The sequence below is a fragment of the Cupriavidus gilardii genome, assembly GCF_013347325.1.
In the GTDB taxonomy this organism is placed as follows: Bacteria; Pseudomonadota; Gammaproteobacteria; order Burkholderiales; family Burkholderiaceae; genus Cupriavidus; species Cupriavidus gilardii.
The window spans coordinates 2190067-2205835 of the sequence record NZ_CP054624.1; the positions used below are offsets into that span (position 1 = coordinate 2190067).

Genomic DNA, 15769 nt, shown 5'->3' on the forward strand with positions numbered 1-15769 from the left:
GCCGCCTCACATCCCCATATAGGCCTGGCGCACACGCGGATCGTCGGCCAGCAGCCGTGTCTCGCCGGCAAGCGATACCCGTCCGGTCTCGACCACGTTGGCATGGCGGGCCAGCTCGAACGCCGTCAGCACGTCCTGTTCGACCAGCAGGATGGTCAGCCCGGCCCGATTGATCTGCAGCAGCGCCTCGCCCAGGCTCTCGACCGCGCGCGGGGCCAGCCCCAGCGACAGCTCGTCGATCATCAGCAGTTGCGGGCGCGACATGATGCCCCGGCCGATCGCGCACATCTGCTGCTCGCCGCCGGAAAGCGTGGTGGCGTCCTGCTTCTGGCGGGTCTTCAGGATGGGAAACATGGTGAAGACAAAGTCGAGGTCGGCCTCGATGTCGGCGCGGCTGTCGCTGCGCAGATACGCGCCCAGCAGCAGGTTGTCGCGGATCGACAGGCCCCGGAACAGCCGCCGCCCTTCGGGCACATGCGCGACGCCGGCGCGCAGCATCGCGTCGGGACTGGCACCGGTCATGTCCTTGCCGGCAAACACGAGCCGCCCGCCGGAAGGCTTGACCATGCCGGAGATCGTTCGCAGCAGCGTGGACTTGCCGGCGCCGTTGGAGCCGACAATGCAGGTGACCTCGCCGGCCGGCACCTGCAGGTCGATGCCCCACAGCACCTGCACGTCGCCGTAGCCGGCGCGCAGCCCGGTGATTTCGAGCAGGGGCGCGTTCGGGGGCGAGGCGGCGCCGGCGGACAGCGCGCTGGCGCAAGCGGCCATGGCGGCGCTGCCGACGCTGGTTTGCACGTTCATCAGTGGACCTCCGTGGTGGTGTCCGTCGCCGCCATCGCGGCTACGCCATGCGCCGCCTGGCGCGCGGCAAACTTGCTGCCCAGATAGGCCTCGACCACTCGCGGATCGCGGATCACCGCCTGCGGCTCGCCCTGTGCGATCAGTTCGCCCTGATGCAGCACCAGGATGCGCTGGCTCAGCGACATCACCACCTTCATCAGATGTTCGATCAGCAGGATGGTGACGCCGCGCGCCGCGATCGCCCGCATCAGCGCCAGCGCCTGGTCGATTTCGGCGCTGTTCAGCCCGGCATTGACCTCGTCGAGCAACAGCAGCCGCGGCCGCATCGCCAGGCTCTTGGCCAGTTCCAGCCGCTTGCGCGAGGGCAGCGTCAGCGCGGTGGCCGGGCGCCGCGCCTCATGTGCCAGGCCGACGAATTCGAGATGGTCCATCGCGTCGCGCTCGGCCTGCGCCATGCTGGCCGCGTGGCCCGCGAACAGCGCACCGGCGCAGACGTTCTCGAGCACCGTCATCTGCGGAAACGGCTGCACGATCTGGAACGTCCGCGCCAGGCCGCTGCGGGCCGCCTGCCAGGGCCGCTGCGCGGTCACATCGCGGCCGCGGAACACCACCGAGCCGCCGTCGGCGCGCACCACGCCGGTGATCAGATTGACCAGCGTGGTCTTGCCCGCGCCGTTCGGCCCGATCAGCCCGACGATCTCGCCTTCCTCCAGCGCGAAGCTGACCTTGCGGGTCGCATGCAGCCCGCCGAAATGCTTGTCCAGTGCCCGGACTTCCAGCAGCTTGCCCATCAGCGCACCTCCGTCGCGGCAGCACGGCCCGCGCGCGCGCCGGCGGCCGCGCGGATGCGTGCCAGCCCGCGCCGATAGTCGATCTTCAGCAGGCCGCCCGGCAGGAAGAAGATCAGCAGCACGATCACCACGCCGAGAATCGCCTGGTGATAGTCGAGAAACCGCGCCCAGATCGTTTCCTCCATCAGCACGAAGGCAGTGGCGCCGACCAGCGGGCCGTAGACCGTGCCCAGTCCGCCCAGCATCGCCATCACCGGCACTTTCAGCGTCAGCAGGATGCCGAACGCGTCGGTCGGCGCGATATACGAGACCCACGACGCGTAGATCGCGCCGACGGTGCCGCAATAGACGGCCGACAGCGTGTAGGCGGCGGTCTTGTAGCGGTTGGTGTCGATGCCCACCATATCGGCGGCCTCCTCGTTCTGGCTGATGCAGCGCAGGCCGAAACCGAGCCGCGAGCGGTCGACCGCCAGCGTGGTGGCCCACGCGCACAGCATCACCGCGAGCATCGCGTAAAGGAAGACGCGGCCGGCAAAGTCGGGGCCGCCGGCGAGGATGCGGATATTGAGTCCGTCGCCGCCACCGGTCACCTCGACCCACAGCGAAGCGACCATGCGCAGCACCTCGACCAGCGTGATCGACCCGATCGCGAAGTAATGGCCCTTCATCCGCAGGATCGCGCCGCCCAGCAGCGCGGCGAACAGGCTGACGAACACGGTCGCGCCCAGCCAGGCGAGCACCATCGGCACGCCCGCGTTCTGCAGCAGGCCGCCCACATAGCTGCCCAGGCCGACGAAGGCCGCGGTCGAGAACGACGGGTAGCCGGCATAGCCGCCGATGAAGTTCCACGACAGCGCCAGGGCTCCGTACATGCAGACGAACGTGGCGAGCCGCACGAAGTAGTTGTCGGCCAGGAACGGCATCGCGGCCAACACCAGCACGCCGCCGGCGAACAGCAGATGGGCGCGGCGCCCGGCGAAACGGGAATGGTTGGCGTTCATTGGTAGCCTCGCTTGCCGATCAGCCCGGTGGGCCGCGTCATCAACAGCACCAGCATCAGCAGCGAGCCGACCAGGATCGCGCTCTGCGCGCCCAGGAAGTTGCCCGCCACGCTCTCGATCAGCCCCAGCGCAAGGCCGCCGACCAGCGCGCCCGGCACCGTGCCGAGCCCGCCGATCACGCAGATCACGAAGGCCTTGCCGAGCAGCAGCCCGGTGATATTGGTGGTGATCGGGAACACCACGGACATCAGCACGCCGCAGGCGCCGGCCATCAGCGCGCCGATGCCGAACGTGATCGCGTAGACGCGGCCGACGCGGATGCCCATCAGCGTCGCGGCGTCGCGGTCCATCCGCACCGCGACGATTGCGCGGCCGATGCGCGAGCTGCGCAGCACCAGATAGAGCAGGCCGGTCATCGCCAGCGCCAGCAGCATCGCCAGCAGCCGGTCGTTCGGCACGATCACGCCGCTCAGGTCCAGGCGCCCCAGGTCCAGCGAGATCCGGCGCGGCGTGGCGTCGAACCACAGGTTCATCAGGTTGTAGAGGATCATGTCGAGGCCGAAGGTCAGCGTCAGCGTGGTCAGCACCGGCTGCGACACGACCCGGTTGACCAGCCCGTACTGCAGCAGGAAGCCGAGCACGAACAGTCCCGCCGAAACCGCCAGCAGCATCGCGAAAGGGCTGACCTGCCAGTGCAGCCAGGCGAAGTAGGCCAGATAGCCCCCCAGCACGATGAACGACCCGTGCAGCATGTTGATGACGTTCAGCACGCCCCAGACCAGCGAAAAGCCGACGGCGATGCAGGCGTACAGCGCGCCCAGCATCAGGCCGTTGACGAGGATTTGTGCGTAGAGGCTCATGGCGGTGGCTTCCGGCGGTCCGTGTCAGCGCACGGCGACGAGATTGGCCTGCTTGACGGCCTGCGGATACAGCACGGCGACCTTGCCCGACTGGACCTGGATGATCGGCAGGTCGCGTCCGGCATTCATGCCGTTGGGGCCGAACTTGATCGGGCCATAGAACGTCATCGCGTCGAGCGAGGCCAGCGCGTCGCGCACCTTGGCGCCTTGCGTGGTGCCCGCCTTCTCGATGGCCTTCTGCAGCGCGATCAACGCCGCCGCCGCGGACGCATGCACGTAGTCGGGGTCGTGCTTCTCGCGGGCGACGAATTCGTCGTAGAAGGCCTTGGTCGATCCGAACACGTCGTCCGCCTTGTATTGGGACGACTGATGCCACCAGGTCGCGCTGCTGACGTTGTTGGCCAGCGGGCCCAGCGCATCGATGAACTCCTGGTAGGCCGGACCGGTGATCATCGTGATGATCGGCGCGGTGGTGCCCAGGTCCGCCATCTGCTTGCGCACCAGGATCAGGTCCTTGGTGTAGCCGGTGATATAGATCCAGTCGGCGCCCGATGCCTTGATGCGCGACAGCGATGCGGAGTGGTCGAGCGCCCCGACCGGGAAATATTCGTTGTGGACAACCTTGAGCCCGGCCTTCTCGGCATGCGCCTTCATGGTCGCGGCCATCGAGCGCGGAAACACGTCCTCGCGGCCGAGAATGGCGATCTTCTTGACCGCAGGCATCTGCGCGGTGAAGGTGCGGATCATCGAATCGACCAGGCCGCCATTCGGCGCCAGCGTGCCGAACAGGTATTTGTAGCCCTGGTCGAACACCGACTCCGACGACGCGGCCGACGCCATCACGGGAATGCCATAGCGCTCGGCCACGCCCGCGACGACCTTGGTATGCCCCGAGCCGAACGGCGCGGTCAGGAATTCGACCTTGTCCTGCGTGATCAGCTTCTCGGCCATCTGCTGCGCGCGCTTCTCGTCCGACTGGTAGTCGTAGGTGATCAGCTCCACCTTGCGCCGGCTGCCGCCGACATTGATGCCGCCCGCCGCGTTGACCCGCTTGAGCCACATGTCATAGGCAACCTGCTGCTTCTTGCCTTCGTCGGCCAGGCCTCCGGTCAGCGCCAGCGGCGCACCGATGCGGATGGTGGACTGGGCGTGGGCCAGCGCGGTGGCGCCCATCAGGAGCGCGGACAGCAGCGCGGTACGGATCAGCTTGGGGGTCATGGAATACCTCGTCACGGGACAGGTTTGGGGTCGAATCGATGGAGGTGGCGCGAACTCAGCGGCGGCCGAACGACAGCCACTGCCGGAGGCGGGCCCACAGCGCGGGCCAGAACAGCGCATTGAGGTCGAGCGGCGCGTTGGGCGGCGCGTTTGGTGGCGCATTCGTTGGCGCATTCGTTGGCGCCTGGGCCGACGCCGCCCCCGGCGAACGAGGCGCCGTCTCGACAAAGGCCGGAGGCTCGGCCACGGCGGCCGCGGCAACCGTGGCGCCGGCCGCGGCCTCGGCCTCGAGCTTGCGGCGCAGGTTGGCGGCAAAGGCCTCGGTCAGCCGCGCGGCCAGTTCGCGCACGATGCCGCCGCGCGAGAACTGCGCGAGGCTGCCGGCGATCGCATAGTCCACTGCGATGTCGACCCGTGTGGCCGGCCCGCCGGTCGCATCCGCAACGTCATGCAGCGAGAACGCGGCCTCTCCCTTGACGCGAGAGCCGCTCTTGCGGTCCGCTCCGGTGCCCGTCACCGCACCGCGGTAGCTGGCATCGTCCAGGCGCATCTCGCCGTCGCCGGCGAAGGCCGCAACGATGGGCCCGAGCTTGACGGTCATCGTCAGCGGCAACTTGCCGTCTCGTGGCGGCGCCGACAGCGACGCCCCCGGCAGGCAGGCAACGACGCCCTCGGTGTCGTGGAAGCAGCGCCATACCGCGTCGCGCGCGAATGGCAGCAGGAAGGTTTGTTGGAGTTCCATGCGGGGCTCGGCTTCTGGGTCGCGTCGGTCGCGTGGGTTGGCCTCAGGCGGGGTTCGCCGCGCCGGCGGGCCCGCGGGCGTCCAGCACGCTGCGTATCGCCCGCACCAGGCCGACATAGCCGGTGCAGCGGCACAGGTTGCCGGCAAGCTCGTGACGGATGCGCGCATCGTCGGCGTCGGGCAGGCGCAGCACGATGTCGCGCGCGGTGGCCAGCATGCCGGGCGTGCAATATCCGCATTGCAGTGCGTGTTCGGCGCTGAAGGCTTCGCGCAGTTGCGCCATCACGGGGTCGGCATCGAAATCTTCGATCGTGCGTACCTGCGCGCCGGTGCAGCTGACCGCCAGCACGGTGCACGAGCGCGTCGGCACGCCATCGACCTGCAACGTGCAGGCGCCGCAGACGCCCTGTTCGCAACCGAGATTGGTGCCGGTCAGATGCAGGTGTTCGCGCAGGAAGTCGGCCAGGTGCGTGCGGGGCTCGACGGCGGCGCTGACAGGCTCGCCGTTGACATGCAATTCGACAGGCATCGGGGACGTCATGCGCCTTCTCCGGTAAAGACCGCCAGCGCCGCGGCGGCGCGCCGCAACGCGACCGCGTGCAGCTGATATTCGTATGTGCCGGGCTCGAGCCCGGCCACGCACAGGTGGTGGTGCGCCAGCGTTTCGTCCCAGCGGTCGATCAGCGCGCCGGCGTCGGGGATCACGAACGGCGGGCCGTCGATGGCGCCGATCACCGCGCGCCGCCTGCCCTGCGCCGCATCGTCGACGAAGGCGCAGATCGCCTCGGCGAATTCGCCCGGCTTGCGGTTGACCTTGTAGTAGCTCCAGCGCGCGCCGGGGCCCAGCCGCGCGATCCGGACCGCGAGCAGCACTTCGTCGTCCGCGAGCGCCGTGGTGAATGCGCCGGCCATCCAGTCGCGCTGCGCAATCTCGCGTTGGCCGCGCGGGCCCGCCACGATGCAGCTGGCGTCGAGCAGCGCCATCACGTTGATCCAGTCGGCCGCCGGATCGGCATGGACCAGGCTGCCGCCCAGCGTGCCGCGGTTGCGCACCGCCCGATAGGCGATGCCGCGCGCCACCCAGGGCATCAGGCCGCGGCTCGGATCGGGAATCGTTCCGTCCTCGATCTGCGCATGCGTGATGCCGGCGCCGAGCTGGACCGACGCGCTCTCTTCGCGGCATTCGCGCAATGCCGCGATGCCGCGCAGGTCGATCAGCTCGGCCGGCTGCGCCAGCCGCAGGTTCAGCATCGGGCCGAGCGACTGGCCGCCGCCGAGCGCCTTGGCAAAGCCACCGCTGCCGGCCAGGGCGGCGATGGCCGCGTCGACGGTGTCGGGCCGCCGATAGTCGAACGGTGCCGGCTTCATGCCACCACCTCCGCCGGCGACGACGGCATCGGCCTGGCGTGGCCGGAATGCCCGGCATCCCCGGCACGGGCGTTGGCCAGCGCCGCGAGGATCGCCCGTGGACTCGCCGGCAGCTCGCGCAGCTCGGCGCCGAGCGGGCGCAACGCGTCGTTGACCGCATTGACGATCACGGCGGGCGAGCCGATCGCCCCGCTCTCGCCGATGCCCTTCTGGCCGAATTCGGTGTAGGGCGCCGGCGTTTCCATATGGTCGATGCGGATCGCCGGCACTTCGGTCGCACCGGGCAGCAGGTAATCGGCCAGCGTCGAGGCCAGCGGCTGGCCGTCCTCGCTGTAGCGCATCTCCTCGTACAGCGCGGTGCCGATGCCCTGCGCAGTGCCGCCGTAGACCTGGCCGTCGACCACCATCGGATTGATCAGCACGCCGCCGTCCTCGACGATCGCGTAGTCGAGCAGTTCGATCTTGCCGAGTTCGGTGTCGACGGCGAGCGCTACCGCATGGCACGCGTAGCTGAAGGTGCCGGTATCGCGCGTCGCCTGATAGGTCGTCATGACCTCCAGCCCGGCCGGATCGACATCGGCCGGCAATTTCTGCGGCTGCCGGTACCAGACATGGGCGAGCTCGGCCAGCGTCGCGCGGCTTCCGCCGGCCACCACCGCGCCGTCCTGCCAGCTGGCCGCCGGCTCTGGCATGCCAAGCAGATGGGCGCCGATGCGCAGCAGCCGGCTTCGCAACTGCTTGCAGGCCTGGCCCACGGCCCCGCCCGCCATCACGATCGAGCGCGAGCCCCAGGTGCCGGTCGAATACGGCGTGATCGCGGTATCGCCGAGCAGCACGCGCACCTGCCCGGTGTCGACGCCGAGCACCTCGTGCGCGATCTGCGCCAGCGTGGTTTCCATGCCTTGCCCGTGCGAATGCACGCCGGCACGGATCTCCAGCACGCCATCCGGCGTCAGCCGCACCACGGCCGGCTCGCGGCCCGGCACCATCGGAATGCCCCAGCCGTGATAGACCGAAGTGCCATGGGCGCCTTGCTCGCAGAACACCGCGAAACCGACGCCGATGCGGCGCCCGTCGGGCTCGCCGCGCTGCTGGCGCGCGCGCAGACCGGGCAGATCGATGGCCGCCACGGCGCGCCGCACGCATTCGGGGTAGTCGCCGCTGTCGAAATGCTTGCCGGTGATGTTGTCGTACGGCATGCGCTCGGGCGGCACCAGATTGCGCAGCCGGACCTGATGGGGCTCCAGCCCCGCCTCGACCGCGATCGCGTCCATCACGCTCTCGATCGCGAAGCAGACGCCGGTACGCGCCACGCCGCGATACGGCAGGATCGGCGGCTTGTTGGTCGCCACCGACCAGGTGCGGCAGCGATAGCGCTCCATCATGTAAGGCCCGGGCAGGATGCTGCCCACCTGCGCGGCCTCCAGGCAAGCCGAGAACGGGTACGAGGAATAGCAGCCCGAATCGACCGTGGCCTCGCAATCGACCGCCAGCAGGCGGCCATCGCGATCGGCCCAGGCCTCGATGCGATAGGCGTGCTCGCGGCAGTTCGCGTTGGCCGTCAGCTGCTCGCGCCGATCCTCGATCCAGCGCACCGGCCGCCCGAGTCGCATCGCCAGCCACGCGACGCAGACTTCCTCCGGCAGCAGGATGCCCTTGTAGCCGAAGCCGCCGCCGACGTCGGGCGAAATCACACGCACCTGCCCTTCGTCCAGGCCCAGACAGCCTGCCAGCCCCGTGCGGTTGATATGCGGCATTTGCGCCGCGGTGACGACCACCAGTTGGGCCAGGCGCCGGTCCCACCAGGCGACCACGCCGCGGCCCTCCATCGGCGCCATGCTCTGGCGCGCGGTACGCAGCGTGCGGACGACATGGATCGGCGCGCTGGCGCGGACGGCGGCCAACGCGGCCTCGTTGTCGCGGTCCGTGCCGACCGCCGTCGAAAGAAATACGTTGTCGCCCCAGTGCTCGTGCACCAGCGGCGCACCGGGCTCGCGTGCGGCCAGCATGTCCACCACCGCCGGCAGTTCGTCGAAGTCGACGAAGACCTGCGCGGCAATGTCCTCGGCCTGCGCGCGCGTCGGGGCCACGCACATTGCAATCATCTCGCCGACCTGGCGCACCTTGGCGTCGGCGAGCACCGGCTGCGCCGACGACTTGAATCCGGCCAGCCCGGAGTCGGCAACGATGGGCCGCACGCCGTCGAGATCGGCCAGCGTAAATACCGCATCGGCCAGCCCTTCGGGCTTCTCGATGCCACGGATGCGCGCATGCGCCAGCGGGCTGCGGACGAACGCGACATCGCGCATGCCGACCATCCGCAGGTTGGCGACATAGTCGCCTCGGCCCCGCAGGAAACGATCGTCCTCCTTGCGGCGCAGCCGCGCGCCGATGCCGCTGGTCTTGCTGCCGTTGTTGCCGCCGTTGTTGCCGCCGTTGCCGATGCGGTCGTCGTGCGCTGCCGGGGTCGTCATCGCGATCTCCTAGGCGACCTGCGCCACCGGCAGGATCGGTGCGGCGGCGTCGAAGCGCCGACCGGCGCGCAGGCAGAACGCCGGCTCCAGCATCCGCTCGGCCACCACCTGGGTGCCCTCGTTGTCGGCCAGCACCCAGCGGCCGCGCAGATCCTCCAGCACCGAGACGTTCGCCTCGGCCCCGACGCGCAGCGTGCCGGCGCCGTCGGTCAGCCCTGCCATGCGCGCCGCATTGACGGTGGCCATGCGTACCACGTGATCGAGCGGCAGACCGAGCGCCAGCATGCTGGTCATCGCCGACACCAGGCTGAAGCGGACACGGCCGAGGAACATGTGGTCCTGGTCCGGATGTTCCGCCGGCGTCCCTGCAGGCGCCGGCACGTGCGTGTTGTAGCCGTGCATGTCGGCGCCCAGCGTATCGGGCACGATGCCGGCTTCGAGCACGGTGCGCGCCATCCGGTAGCTGAAGTGCGAGCCGTGACCGACATCGATCTTCAGCCCGCGCGCCGCGGCCTCGCGCGCCAGCGGGTGCACGGTGCCGTCGCGGTTGACGAAGCCGCCGGGATGGCGGCTGAACGGGTGCGCCAGCACGTCGCCAGGCTTGAGCATGTCGACCACCTGCTCGAGGATCGTGTCGGGGTCGATCTCGTGCGCGGGGTGGCCTGGCATCGGCCACAGCTGGCCGAAATGGACATAGACAGGCAACCCGGTCTGACGGCCGATCTCGGCCGAGGCACGCATCACCTCGATGCCCCAGCGCGCAAATCCGCCCAGTTCGGCATGGGCCTTGATGCCGCGCACCAGATCGGCATTGGCCAGCGCCGCCTTCACCGTGGCATCGACATCGACGCATTCGGGCCGATACAGCTCGGCGTAGTAATGGCCTTCGAGGCCGCCGACCAGATAGGCCGACAGGAAGGCATGGATGCGGCTGCTTGCCGGCTCGGCGACGTAGTGCCGAAACCCGGGCAGCGTCATGCAGCTCGCGCCCCCCTGATCGATCAGCGTGGTGACGCCGGAGTGTACGCCGCACATGTCCGCGTTCAGACCGAAGCGTCCGGTCACGTACTGGTAGACGTGGGCGTGGGTATCGATCAGGCCCGGCAAGACCAGCTTGCCGCGGCAGTCGATGACGTCGGCAACGGCCGCCTCGGCGGGCAATGCCAGCGAGCTGTCGCCGACCGCGGCGATGCGCCCGTTGCGGATCCATACATCGCACACCGCGTCGATGCCGGCGTCCGGATCGATGACGCGGCCTTGCCGAAGAACGATGTCGCGATTGCTTGCAGTCATGCTGGCCTCATGGGGTGAAAACGCTGGCTGCAAAACGCAAGAACTTTGCCAGTGCCTGCCGGCGCTCGCCCCGCCTTGGCCGCAAACCGTTGCGGCGCAAGGCTTTGCGGTTTTCCGGCCGCTTTCCCGGATGCGGGGTATGCCACCTATTGGGAGAGGATGCGCATGCGCGGCCCTGGTGCCGGCGCACCGCCAACCGGCGCAGACGGATGCTGCGCGCGGCGGGCGTGCCCCTTTGCTGTGCAATACGGGGTATGCCACGTATTCGGCGATAATGGGCGGCCGATGTCGCGCTGGAACGGCTCGTGCTTGACCAGCCCCAATCTGCCGGCGGCGAAGCGCCGTCGGTTTCGGACCACCACACCGCATGACGACCACCAAACGACCCATTGCCATCAAGACCGAGATCGATGCCGCCCGGCACCGCTCCACGCTGCTCGGACGCCCCGGCTTCCTGATCCGGCGCCTGCATCAGGTCCACTGCTCGCTGTTCCTCGAGGAAACCGAGGCGTTCGGCATCACGCCGGTCCAATACAGCCTGTTGACCGCGCTCGAGCAGCACGGCGAACTGGACCAGAACACCGTGGCGCTCGAGATAGGCCTGGAGCGCACCACGGTGGCCGAAGTCATTCCTCGGCTGGAGGCGCGCGGACTGCTGCAGCGGCGGCAAAGCGAGACCGACCGGCGCGTCAAGCTGGTCAAGCTGACCCGCAAGGGCAAGACACTGGTCAGGAAGATGGAGGCTGCGGTTCAGCGCGCGCACGACCGCACCGTCGACCATCTGCCGCCGGCCGACCGTGAACGGTTCCTGCTGTATCTGATCCGGCTGGTCGAGGCGACCAACGAGCACGGCAGCGTGCCATACCGGCTGCCGCCCGCGGAGTGACCGTCTGCGGAGAAATGTGACGAGTGATACATTAGCGCCAGCGCGATTTCCGGCTGGTCGTCGCCCTTGCCGCTGCACTGTCGTGCGCTGCGCTGGCCGGCGCGCCGGCCCACGCGCAAGGCGTGCCCGCGCAGCAGCAGAGCCAGGTGCCCGGCTACTACCGGATGATGCTCGGGGAGTTCGAGATCACCGCGCTGTACGACGGCTATATCGATCTGGACCCCAAGCTGCTGCGCAACACCAGCGCCCGCGAGGTGCAAACCCTGCTGGCGCGCATGTTCGTCGAGTCGACCCCCGGCGTGCAGACCGCGGTCAACGGGTTCCTGATCCACACCGGCAAGAATCTGGTGCTGATCGACACCGGCGCGGGCGCCTGCTTCGGCCCCGCGCTGGGCAAGATCGTCGACAACGTTCGCGCGGCCGGCTACGACCCGATGCAGGTCGACACGGTGCTGCTGACCCATCTGCACGGCGACCATGCCTGCGGCCTCACGGTCGACGGCAAGCCGGCGTTCCCGACAGCGACGGTCCATGCATCGCAGATGGACGCCGACTACTGGTTGTCGCAGGAGATCGCCGACAAGGCGCCGGCCGAGGCCCAGCCGTTCTTCAAGCTGGCGCGCGATTCGGTCGCCCCCTATCAGGCGGGCGGGCGCTTCCGTACCTTCAAGGCCGGCGACGAACTGGTGCCGGGCATCGCCGCGGTGGCCGCGTATGGCCACACCCCCGGCCATACCGGCTACCTGCTGCGCTCGGAGAAGGACGGCAAGGCGCACAGCCTGCTGGTGTGGGGCGACCTCGTGCACAGCCATGCGGTGCAGTTCCGCCGGCCGGACGTGGCGATCGAGTTCGACGTGGACAGCCGCGCCGCGGTGCGCACGCGCAAGCGGCTGTTCAACGATGCCGCGCGCAACAAGCTGTGGGTCGCGGGCATGCACCTGCCCTTCCCCGGCATCGGCCATGTGCGGGCCGACGGCAACGGCTATACCTGGGTGCCGGTGGAGTTCGGCCCGATCCGCCCGGACCGCTGATGGCTGCTACCGGGGCGCACTAGCCCCGCTGCCGCTGATCCCGCCGCATCACGGCATCGCACATCGCCTGCAGGCGCGCCGCCATGTCGCGCGCAGGCGCCGACGGCTCCGGCCTGACATGCAGGCTCAGCTCGACCGGCGGCACCGCGCCGATCAGCGCCGGCTCGTCCAGCACCCGATGCGCGCGCGTGACCACGCGGCGCGGCAACAGGCTGATGCCAAGGCCGTCCGCCACCGCCGAGCTCAGGCTCGCGAGGCTGGCGCTGACGAAACCGATGCGCCAGCGCCGGCCGCTCGCCTCCAGCGCATGCGTCATCTCGCCGCGATACAGCGCGCCGCCGGGAAAGACGGCCAGCGGCACCGGATCGCGGCCGATGGCGGGACGCCGGCGGCTGTCGATCCAGCACAGCGGCTCGGGCCAGCTCGCCAGCCCCGCGGCGCTGCCCTCGCGCTGCTTGATCAGCGCCAGATCGAAATCCCCCTCCTGAAAGCCCTGCCACAGTTCGTGGCTCAGGCCGCTGGTGACCTCGAGCCGCACGCCGGGCCAGGCGTCGGCGAAATCGGCCAGCACCGGCGTCAGCGTCTGCGCCGCGAAGTCTTCCGGCACGCCGAGCCGGATCTCGCCCTGCACCGCGCTGTCGCGGATCACCGCGACAGCCTCGCCCGACAGCTGCAGGATCCGCCGCGCATAGCCGAGCAGACGCTCGCCCTCAGGGGTCGGCGTGACATAGCGGCCGCCACGGTCGAGCAGCACGCAGCCGCACTGCTCCTCGAGCCGGCGCAACTGCTGGCTGACGGTCGACTGGGTCAGATGGACGCGCTCGGCCGCGCGGGTAAAGCTGCCGCTGTCGGCCACGGCGACGAAGCTGCGCAGCAGCTGGGGATCGAGGATGCCGTTCAAGGAAGGTCGTCCGACCGGATGTCGGCAGGTATTGGGTTTCGCACTGCCGCGCATTCCATCATTTAATTTCCCAATTGCCAAGCACGCGCGTACAGTCTGCTCCTCTACCCGCAGGCTCTTTTTCCGCGAGGCATCCCATGTCCAACCACGAATCCCTGCTGCGCGAGGCCGTGCATCTGGCGCAGGCCAATCGCGCGCGCGGCGGCCGGCCCTTCGGCGCCGTGCTGGCGCGCGACGGTCAGCTGATCGCCACCGGCGTCAACGGCATCGTCCACAGCCACGATCCGACCAGCCATGCCGAGATGGAGGCGATCCGCGCTGCCAGCCGGCGGCTGCAAAGTCCGGACCTGCGCTGCTGCGCGATCTATGCCAGCGGCCATCCGTGCCCGATGTGCCTGGCCGCGCTGGTGATCAGCGGCGTGCAGGAGGTCTACTACGCCTTCGACAACAACGACGCCGCGCCCTACGGCCTGTCCAGCGAGGCCACCTACCAGGCGCTGCGGCTGACGCTCGACCCGCCGCCCCTGCCGCTGATCCGGCTCGATGTGGGTATCGGCGCGGATGCGGTCTATGGCCGTTGAGATCCATGGCAGTTGAAGTCTCCACCGGCCGGCGCGGCATCGGCGCGCCGGGCTGGGCGCTGACCGCGATCGTGCTGGCCGGCCTGAACCTGCGCCCCTTCCTGACCGGCATCGGGCCGCTGGCTCCGGTCATCCGCAACAGCACCGGGCTGGACTACCGCGGCATGGCGTGGCTGACGCTGCTGCCGATGGTACTGATCGGCGTCGGCGCCTGCCTCGCCCCGGCGATGCGCCGATGGCTGGGTGAGCGGCGCGCGGTGCTGCTCGCGCTGGCGCTGGTCGGCATCGGTTCACTGTTGCGCCTCGCCTGGCCCGGCGGCACGGCGCTGATCGCCACGGCCGCGCTGTGCGGCCTCGGGACGGCGGCCGCGCAGGCGGCGCTGCCCGCGATCGTCAAGCGCCAGTTTCCGGCGCGGATGGCGATGGTGATGGGCCTCTATTCGGCCGCGCTGATGGCGGGCGGCGCGCTCGGCGCGCAGCTGACGCCGTGGATCGCCGGGCTGAGCGGCAGCTGGCATGCGGGGCTGGCGGCGTGGGCGCTGCCGGCATGGGCCGGATGGCTGCTGGCGTGGCGGACGCTGCCGGGCGATGCGGCCGTCGAGCCAGCGACTGCTGCCGGCGACGTCGCCGATGCCAGGGCCAACGCAAACGCCACCGTTGATGCCAGAGCCAGGGCCAACACCAGCCGCCCCACCGCCATTCCGGTGCTGCGGCTGCTCAATCGCCCGCGCACCTGGCTGCTGATGGCCTCGTTCGGCGTGATGAACGGCGGCTATGCCTCGCTGATTGCGTGGCTCGCCGCCTACTACCAGGAGCGCGGCTGGAGCGGCCCGGCCTCGGGCGGCCTGATCGCGGTGATGTCGGTGGCGCAGGCCGCTGCCGCGCTGGCGCTGCCGACACTGGCGGCCCGCAGCCCGGATCGCCGCACATGGCTGGCGCTCGCGCTGGCCATGCAGGCAATCGGCTTCGCCGGCCTGGCCGGATGGCCCGATCTCGCGCCGCTCGCATGGGCCATCATCGGCGGCGCCGGCCTGGGCGGCTGCTTCTCCCTCTACCTCGTGGTCGCGCTGGACCACCTGCCCCGTCCCGAAGACGCCGCCGCGCTCGGCGCGCTGATGCAGGGCGGCGGCTTCCTGCTGGCCGGCTGCGCCCCATGGCTGGCGGCGGTGCTGCACGACGCCACCGGCAGCTTCGCCGCCGCCTGGTGGTACCACCTCGCCGCGGTCGTGCTGGTGATGCTGGCCACCACGCGTTTCGATCCGCGCCGGTATCTAGCGGCGATGCCGGGCCGGGCCTGACGGTCTTGCTGGGGCGAAGGGGAAGGCCTTCGCCTTCGGTAGTCCGCTTCGCCCGCAACTCAATCCATCCGCGGTGGGCACCACAGCGATGCCCTTCAGCGACAGGTCATACGGCAACCAGGAAATTCATCTTCTCGCCATAAACCTCGTCACTTTCATACGTCAATGATTCCCGCTCTTGACCTAGGCGCTCGCAAGCTTTCCCATGGCGACAATTTGCGCCTTGGAAATCGATCTGGAGGGAGAAGAATGACGATCTTGAAGAAACCAGATCTGCCGGATGATGAATTGCACTGCGCCGTCGTGCCGACGGAGCACATCCGCTTGGGCGACGCCGTGGCACAGATCGGTCGGGCAGTAGAACTGAGTAACGATGACTTCGCTGTATTGGAGGGGCGCAGCAGTTCACCGGCACGACCCATGGATTTCGAATGACGGTCCCAGGCTGGACAATTGCGCCGCTGCCATACCCGCGTACCCGTTTCTGCGTACCACCACCGGAACGCCGAAGCCGACCGTAC

16 protein-coding genes are annotated in these 15769 nt (G+C 69.3%); 5 read left to right on the top strand and 11 right to left on the bottom strand.

The genetic code is table 11. The annotated features are described in order from the left end of the window. Positions 1–6: 6 nt before the first annotated feature. From FOB47_RS09870 to FOB47_RS09915, 10 genes are read right to left on the bottom strand one after another with little or no spacing between them, the layout of a single operon-like run. Positions 7–804 (bottom strand): ABC transporter ATP-binding protein, encoded by a 798-nt coding sequence (locus FOB47_RS09870; protein ID WP_244959225.1) that lies wholly within the window; start codon positions 802–804, stop codon positions 7–9. Next, positions 804–1595 carry an ABC transporter ATP-binding protein gene (locus tag FOB47_RS09875; RefSeq protein WP_053823303.1) on the bottom strand — a complete coding sequence of 264 codons (792 nt, stop codon included), beginning with the start codon at positions 1593–1595 and terminating at the stop codon, positions 804–806. Before FOB47_RS09875 ends, FOB47_RS09870 begins: the two co-directional genes overlap by 1 nt. Then, positions 1595–2596, bottom strand: a complete 1002-nt coding sequence (locus FOB47_RS09880; protein WP_174780757.1) for a branched-chain amino acid ABC transporter permease — start codon at positions 2594–2596, stop codon at positions 1595–1597. Before FOB47_RS09880 ends, FOB47_RS09875 begins: the two co-directional genes overlap by 1 nt. After that, on the bottom strand, positions 2593–3456 hold the full coding sequence (locus FOB47_RS09885; RefSeq protein ID WP_151022641.1) for a branched-chain amino acid ABC transporter permease: 864 nt from the start codon (positions 3454–3456) through the stop codon (positions 2593–2595). Before FOB47_RS09885 ends, FOB47_RS09880 begins: the two co-directional genes overlap by 4 nt. A gap of 24 nt (positions 3457–3480) precedes the next feature. Then, positions 3481–4674 carry an amino acid ABC transporter substrate-binding protein gene (locus FOB47_RS09890; RefSeq protein WP_174780758.1) on the bottom strand — a complete coding sequence of 398 codons (1194 nt, stop codon included), beginning with the start codon at positions 4672–4674 and terminating at the stop codon, positions 3481–3483. Positions 4675–4729: 55 nt separating this feature from the next. Continuing rightward, positions 4730–5416, bottom strand: a complete 687-nt coding sequence (locus tag FOB47_RS09895; protein ID WP_174780759.1) for an SRPBCC family protein — start codon at positions 5414–5416, stop codon at positions 4730–4732. Between the two features lie 43 nt (positions 5417–5459). Then, positions 5460–5957 (bottom strand): (2Fe-2S)-binding protein, encoded by a 498-nt coding sequence (locus tag FOB47_RS09900; RefSeq protein ID WP_174780760.1) that lies wholly within the window; start codon positions 5955–5957, stop codon positions 5460–5462. Beyond that, positions 5954–6784: an FAD binding domain-containing protein gene (locus FOB47_RS09905; protein WP_174780761.1), complete on the bottom strand. Its 831-nt coding sequence runs from the start codon at positions 6782–6784 to the stop codon at positions 5954–5956. The genes FOB47_RS09900 and FOB47_RS09905 overlap by 4 nt, the downstream gene beginning before the upstream one ends. Beyond that, on the bottom strand, positions 6781–9258 hold the full coding sequence (locus FOB47_RS09910) for a xanthine dehydrogenase family protein molybdopterin-binding subunit (RefSeq protein ID WP_174780762.1): 2478 nt from the start codon (positions 9256–9258) through the stop codon (positions 6781–6783). Before FOB47_RS09910 ends, FOB47_RS09905 begins: the two co-directional genes overlap by 4 nt. Positions 9259–9267: 9 nt before the next feature. After that, positions 9268–10551: an amidohydrolase/deacetylase family metallohydrolase gene (locus FOB47_RS09915; RefSeq protein WP_053823296.1), complete on the bottom strand. Its 1284-nt coding sequence runs from the start codon at positions 10549–10551 to the stop codon at positions 9268–9270. A 367-nt stretch (positions 10552–10918) separates the two neighbouring features. Between FOB47_RS09915 and FOB47_RS09920 the strand changes: the two genes are divergently transcribed. Beyond that, positions 10919–11437 carry a MarR family winged helix-turn-helix transcriptional regulator gene (locus tag FOB47_RS09920; protein ID WP_174780763.1) on the top strand — a complete coding sequence of 173 codons (519 nt, stop codon included), beginning with the start codon at positions 10919–10921 and terminating at the stop codon, positions 11435–11437. A gap of 53 nt (positions 11438–11490) precedes the next feature. Next, positions 11491–12468 (top strand): MBL fold metallo-hydrolase, encoded by a 978-nt coding sequence (locus tag FOB47_RS09925; RefSeq protein WP_420839246.1) that lies wholly within the window; start codon positions 11491–11493, stop codon positions 12466–12468. A gap of 19 nt (positions 12469–12487) precedes the next feature. On the opposite strand, the gene FOB47_RS09930 is transcribed toward FOB47_RS09925, so the two are convergent. Then, on the bottom strand, positions 12488–13360 hold the full coding sequence (locus FOB47_RS09930) for a LysR family transcriptional regulator (RefSeq protein ID WP_053824512.1): 873 nt from the start codon (positions 13358–13360) through the stop codon (positions 12488–12490). Positions 13361–13506: 146 nt separating this feature from the next. On the opposite strand from FOB47_RS09930, the gene FOB47_RS09935 reads away from it, so the two are divergent. The 3 genes from FOB47_RS09935 to FOB47_RS09945 all read left to right on the top strand — a co-directional run bounded on the left by FOB47_RS09935 (position 13507) and on the right by FOB47_RS09945 (position 15683). Continuing rightward, complete coding sequence (locus FOB47_RS09935; protein WP_174780764.1) at positions 13507–13950, top strand: nucleoside deaminase; 444 nt, start codon at positions 13507–13509, stop codon at positions 13948–13950. A gap of 5 nt (positions 13951–13955) precedes the next feature. Continuing rightward, a complete protein-coding gene (locus FOB47_RS09940) occupies positions 13956–15248 on the top strand; it encodes a cyanate transporter (protein WP_174780765.1) in 1293 nt (430 codons plus the stop codon). 249 nt (positions 15249–15497) lie between these two features. After that, positions 15498–15683: a hypothetical protein gene (locus FOB47_RS09945; protein ID WP_174780766.1), complete on the top strand. Its 186-nt coding sequence runs from the start codon at positions 15498–15500 to the stop codon at positions 15681–15683. The last annotated feature ends 86 nt before the right edge of the window (positions 15684–15769 follow it).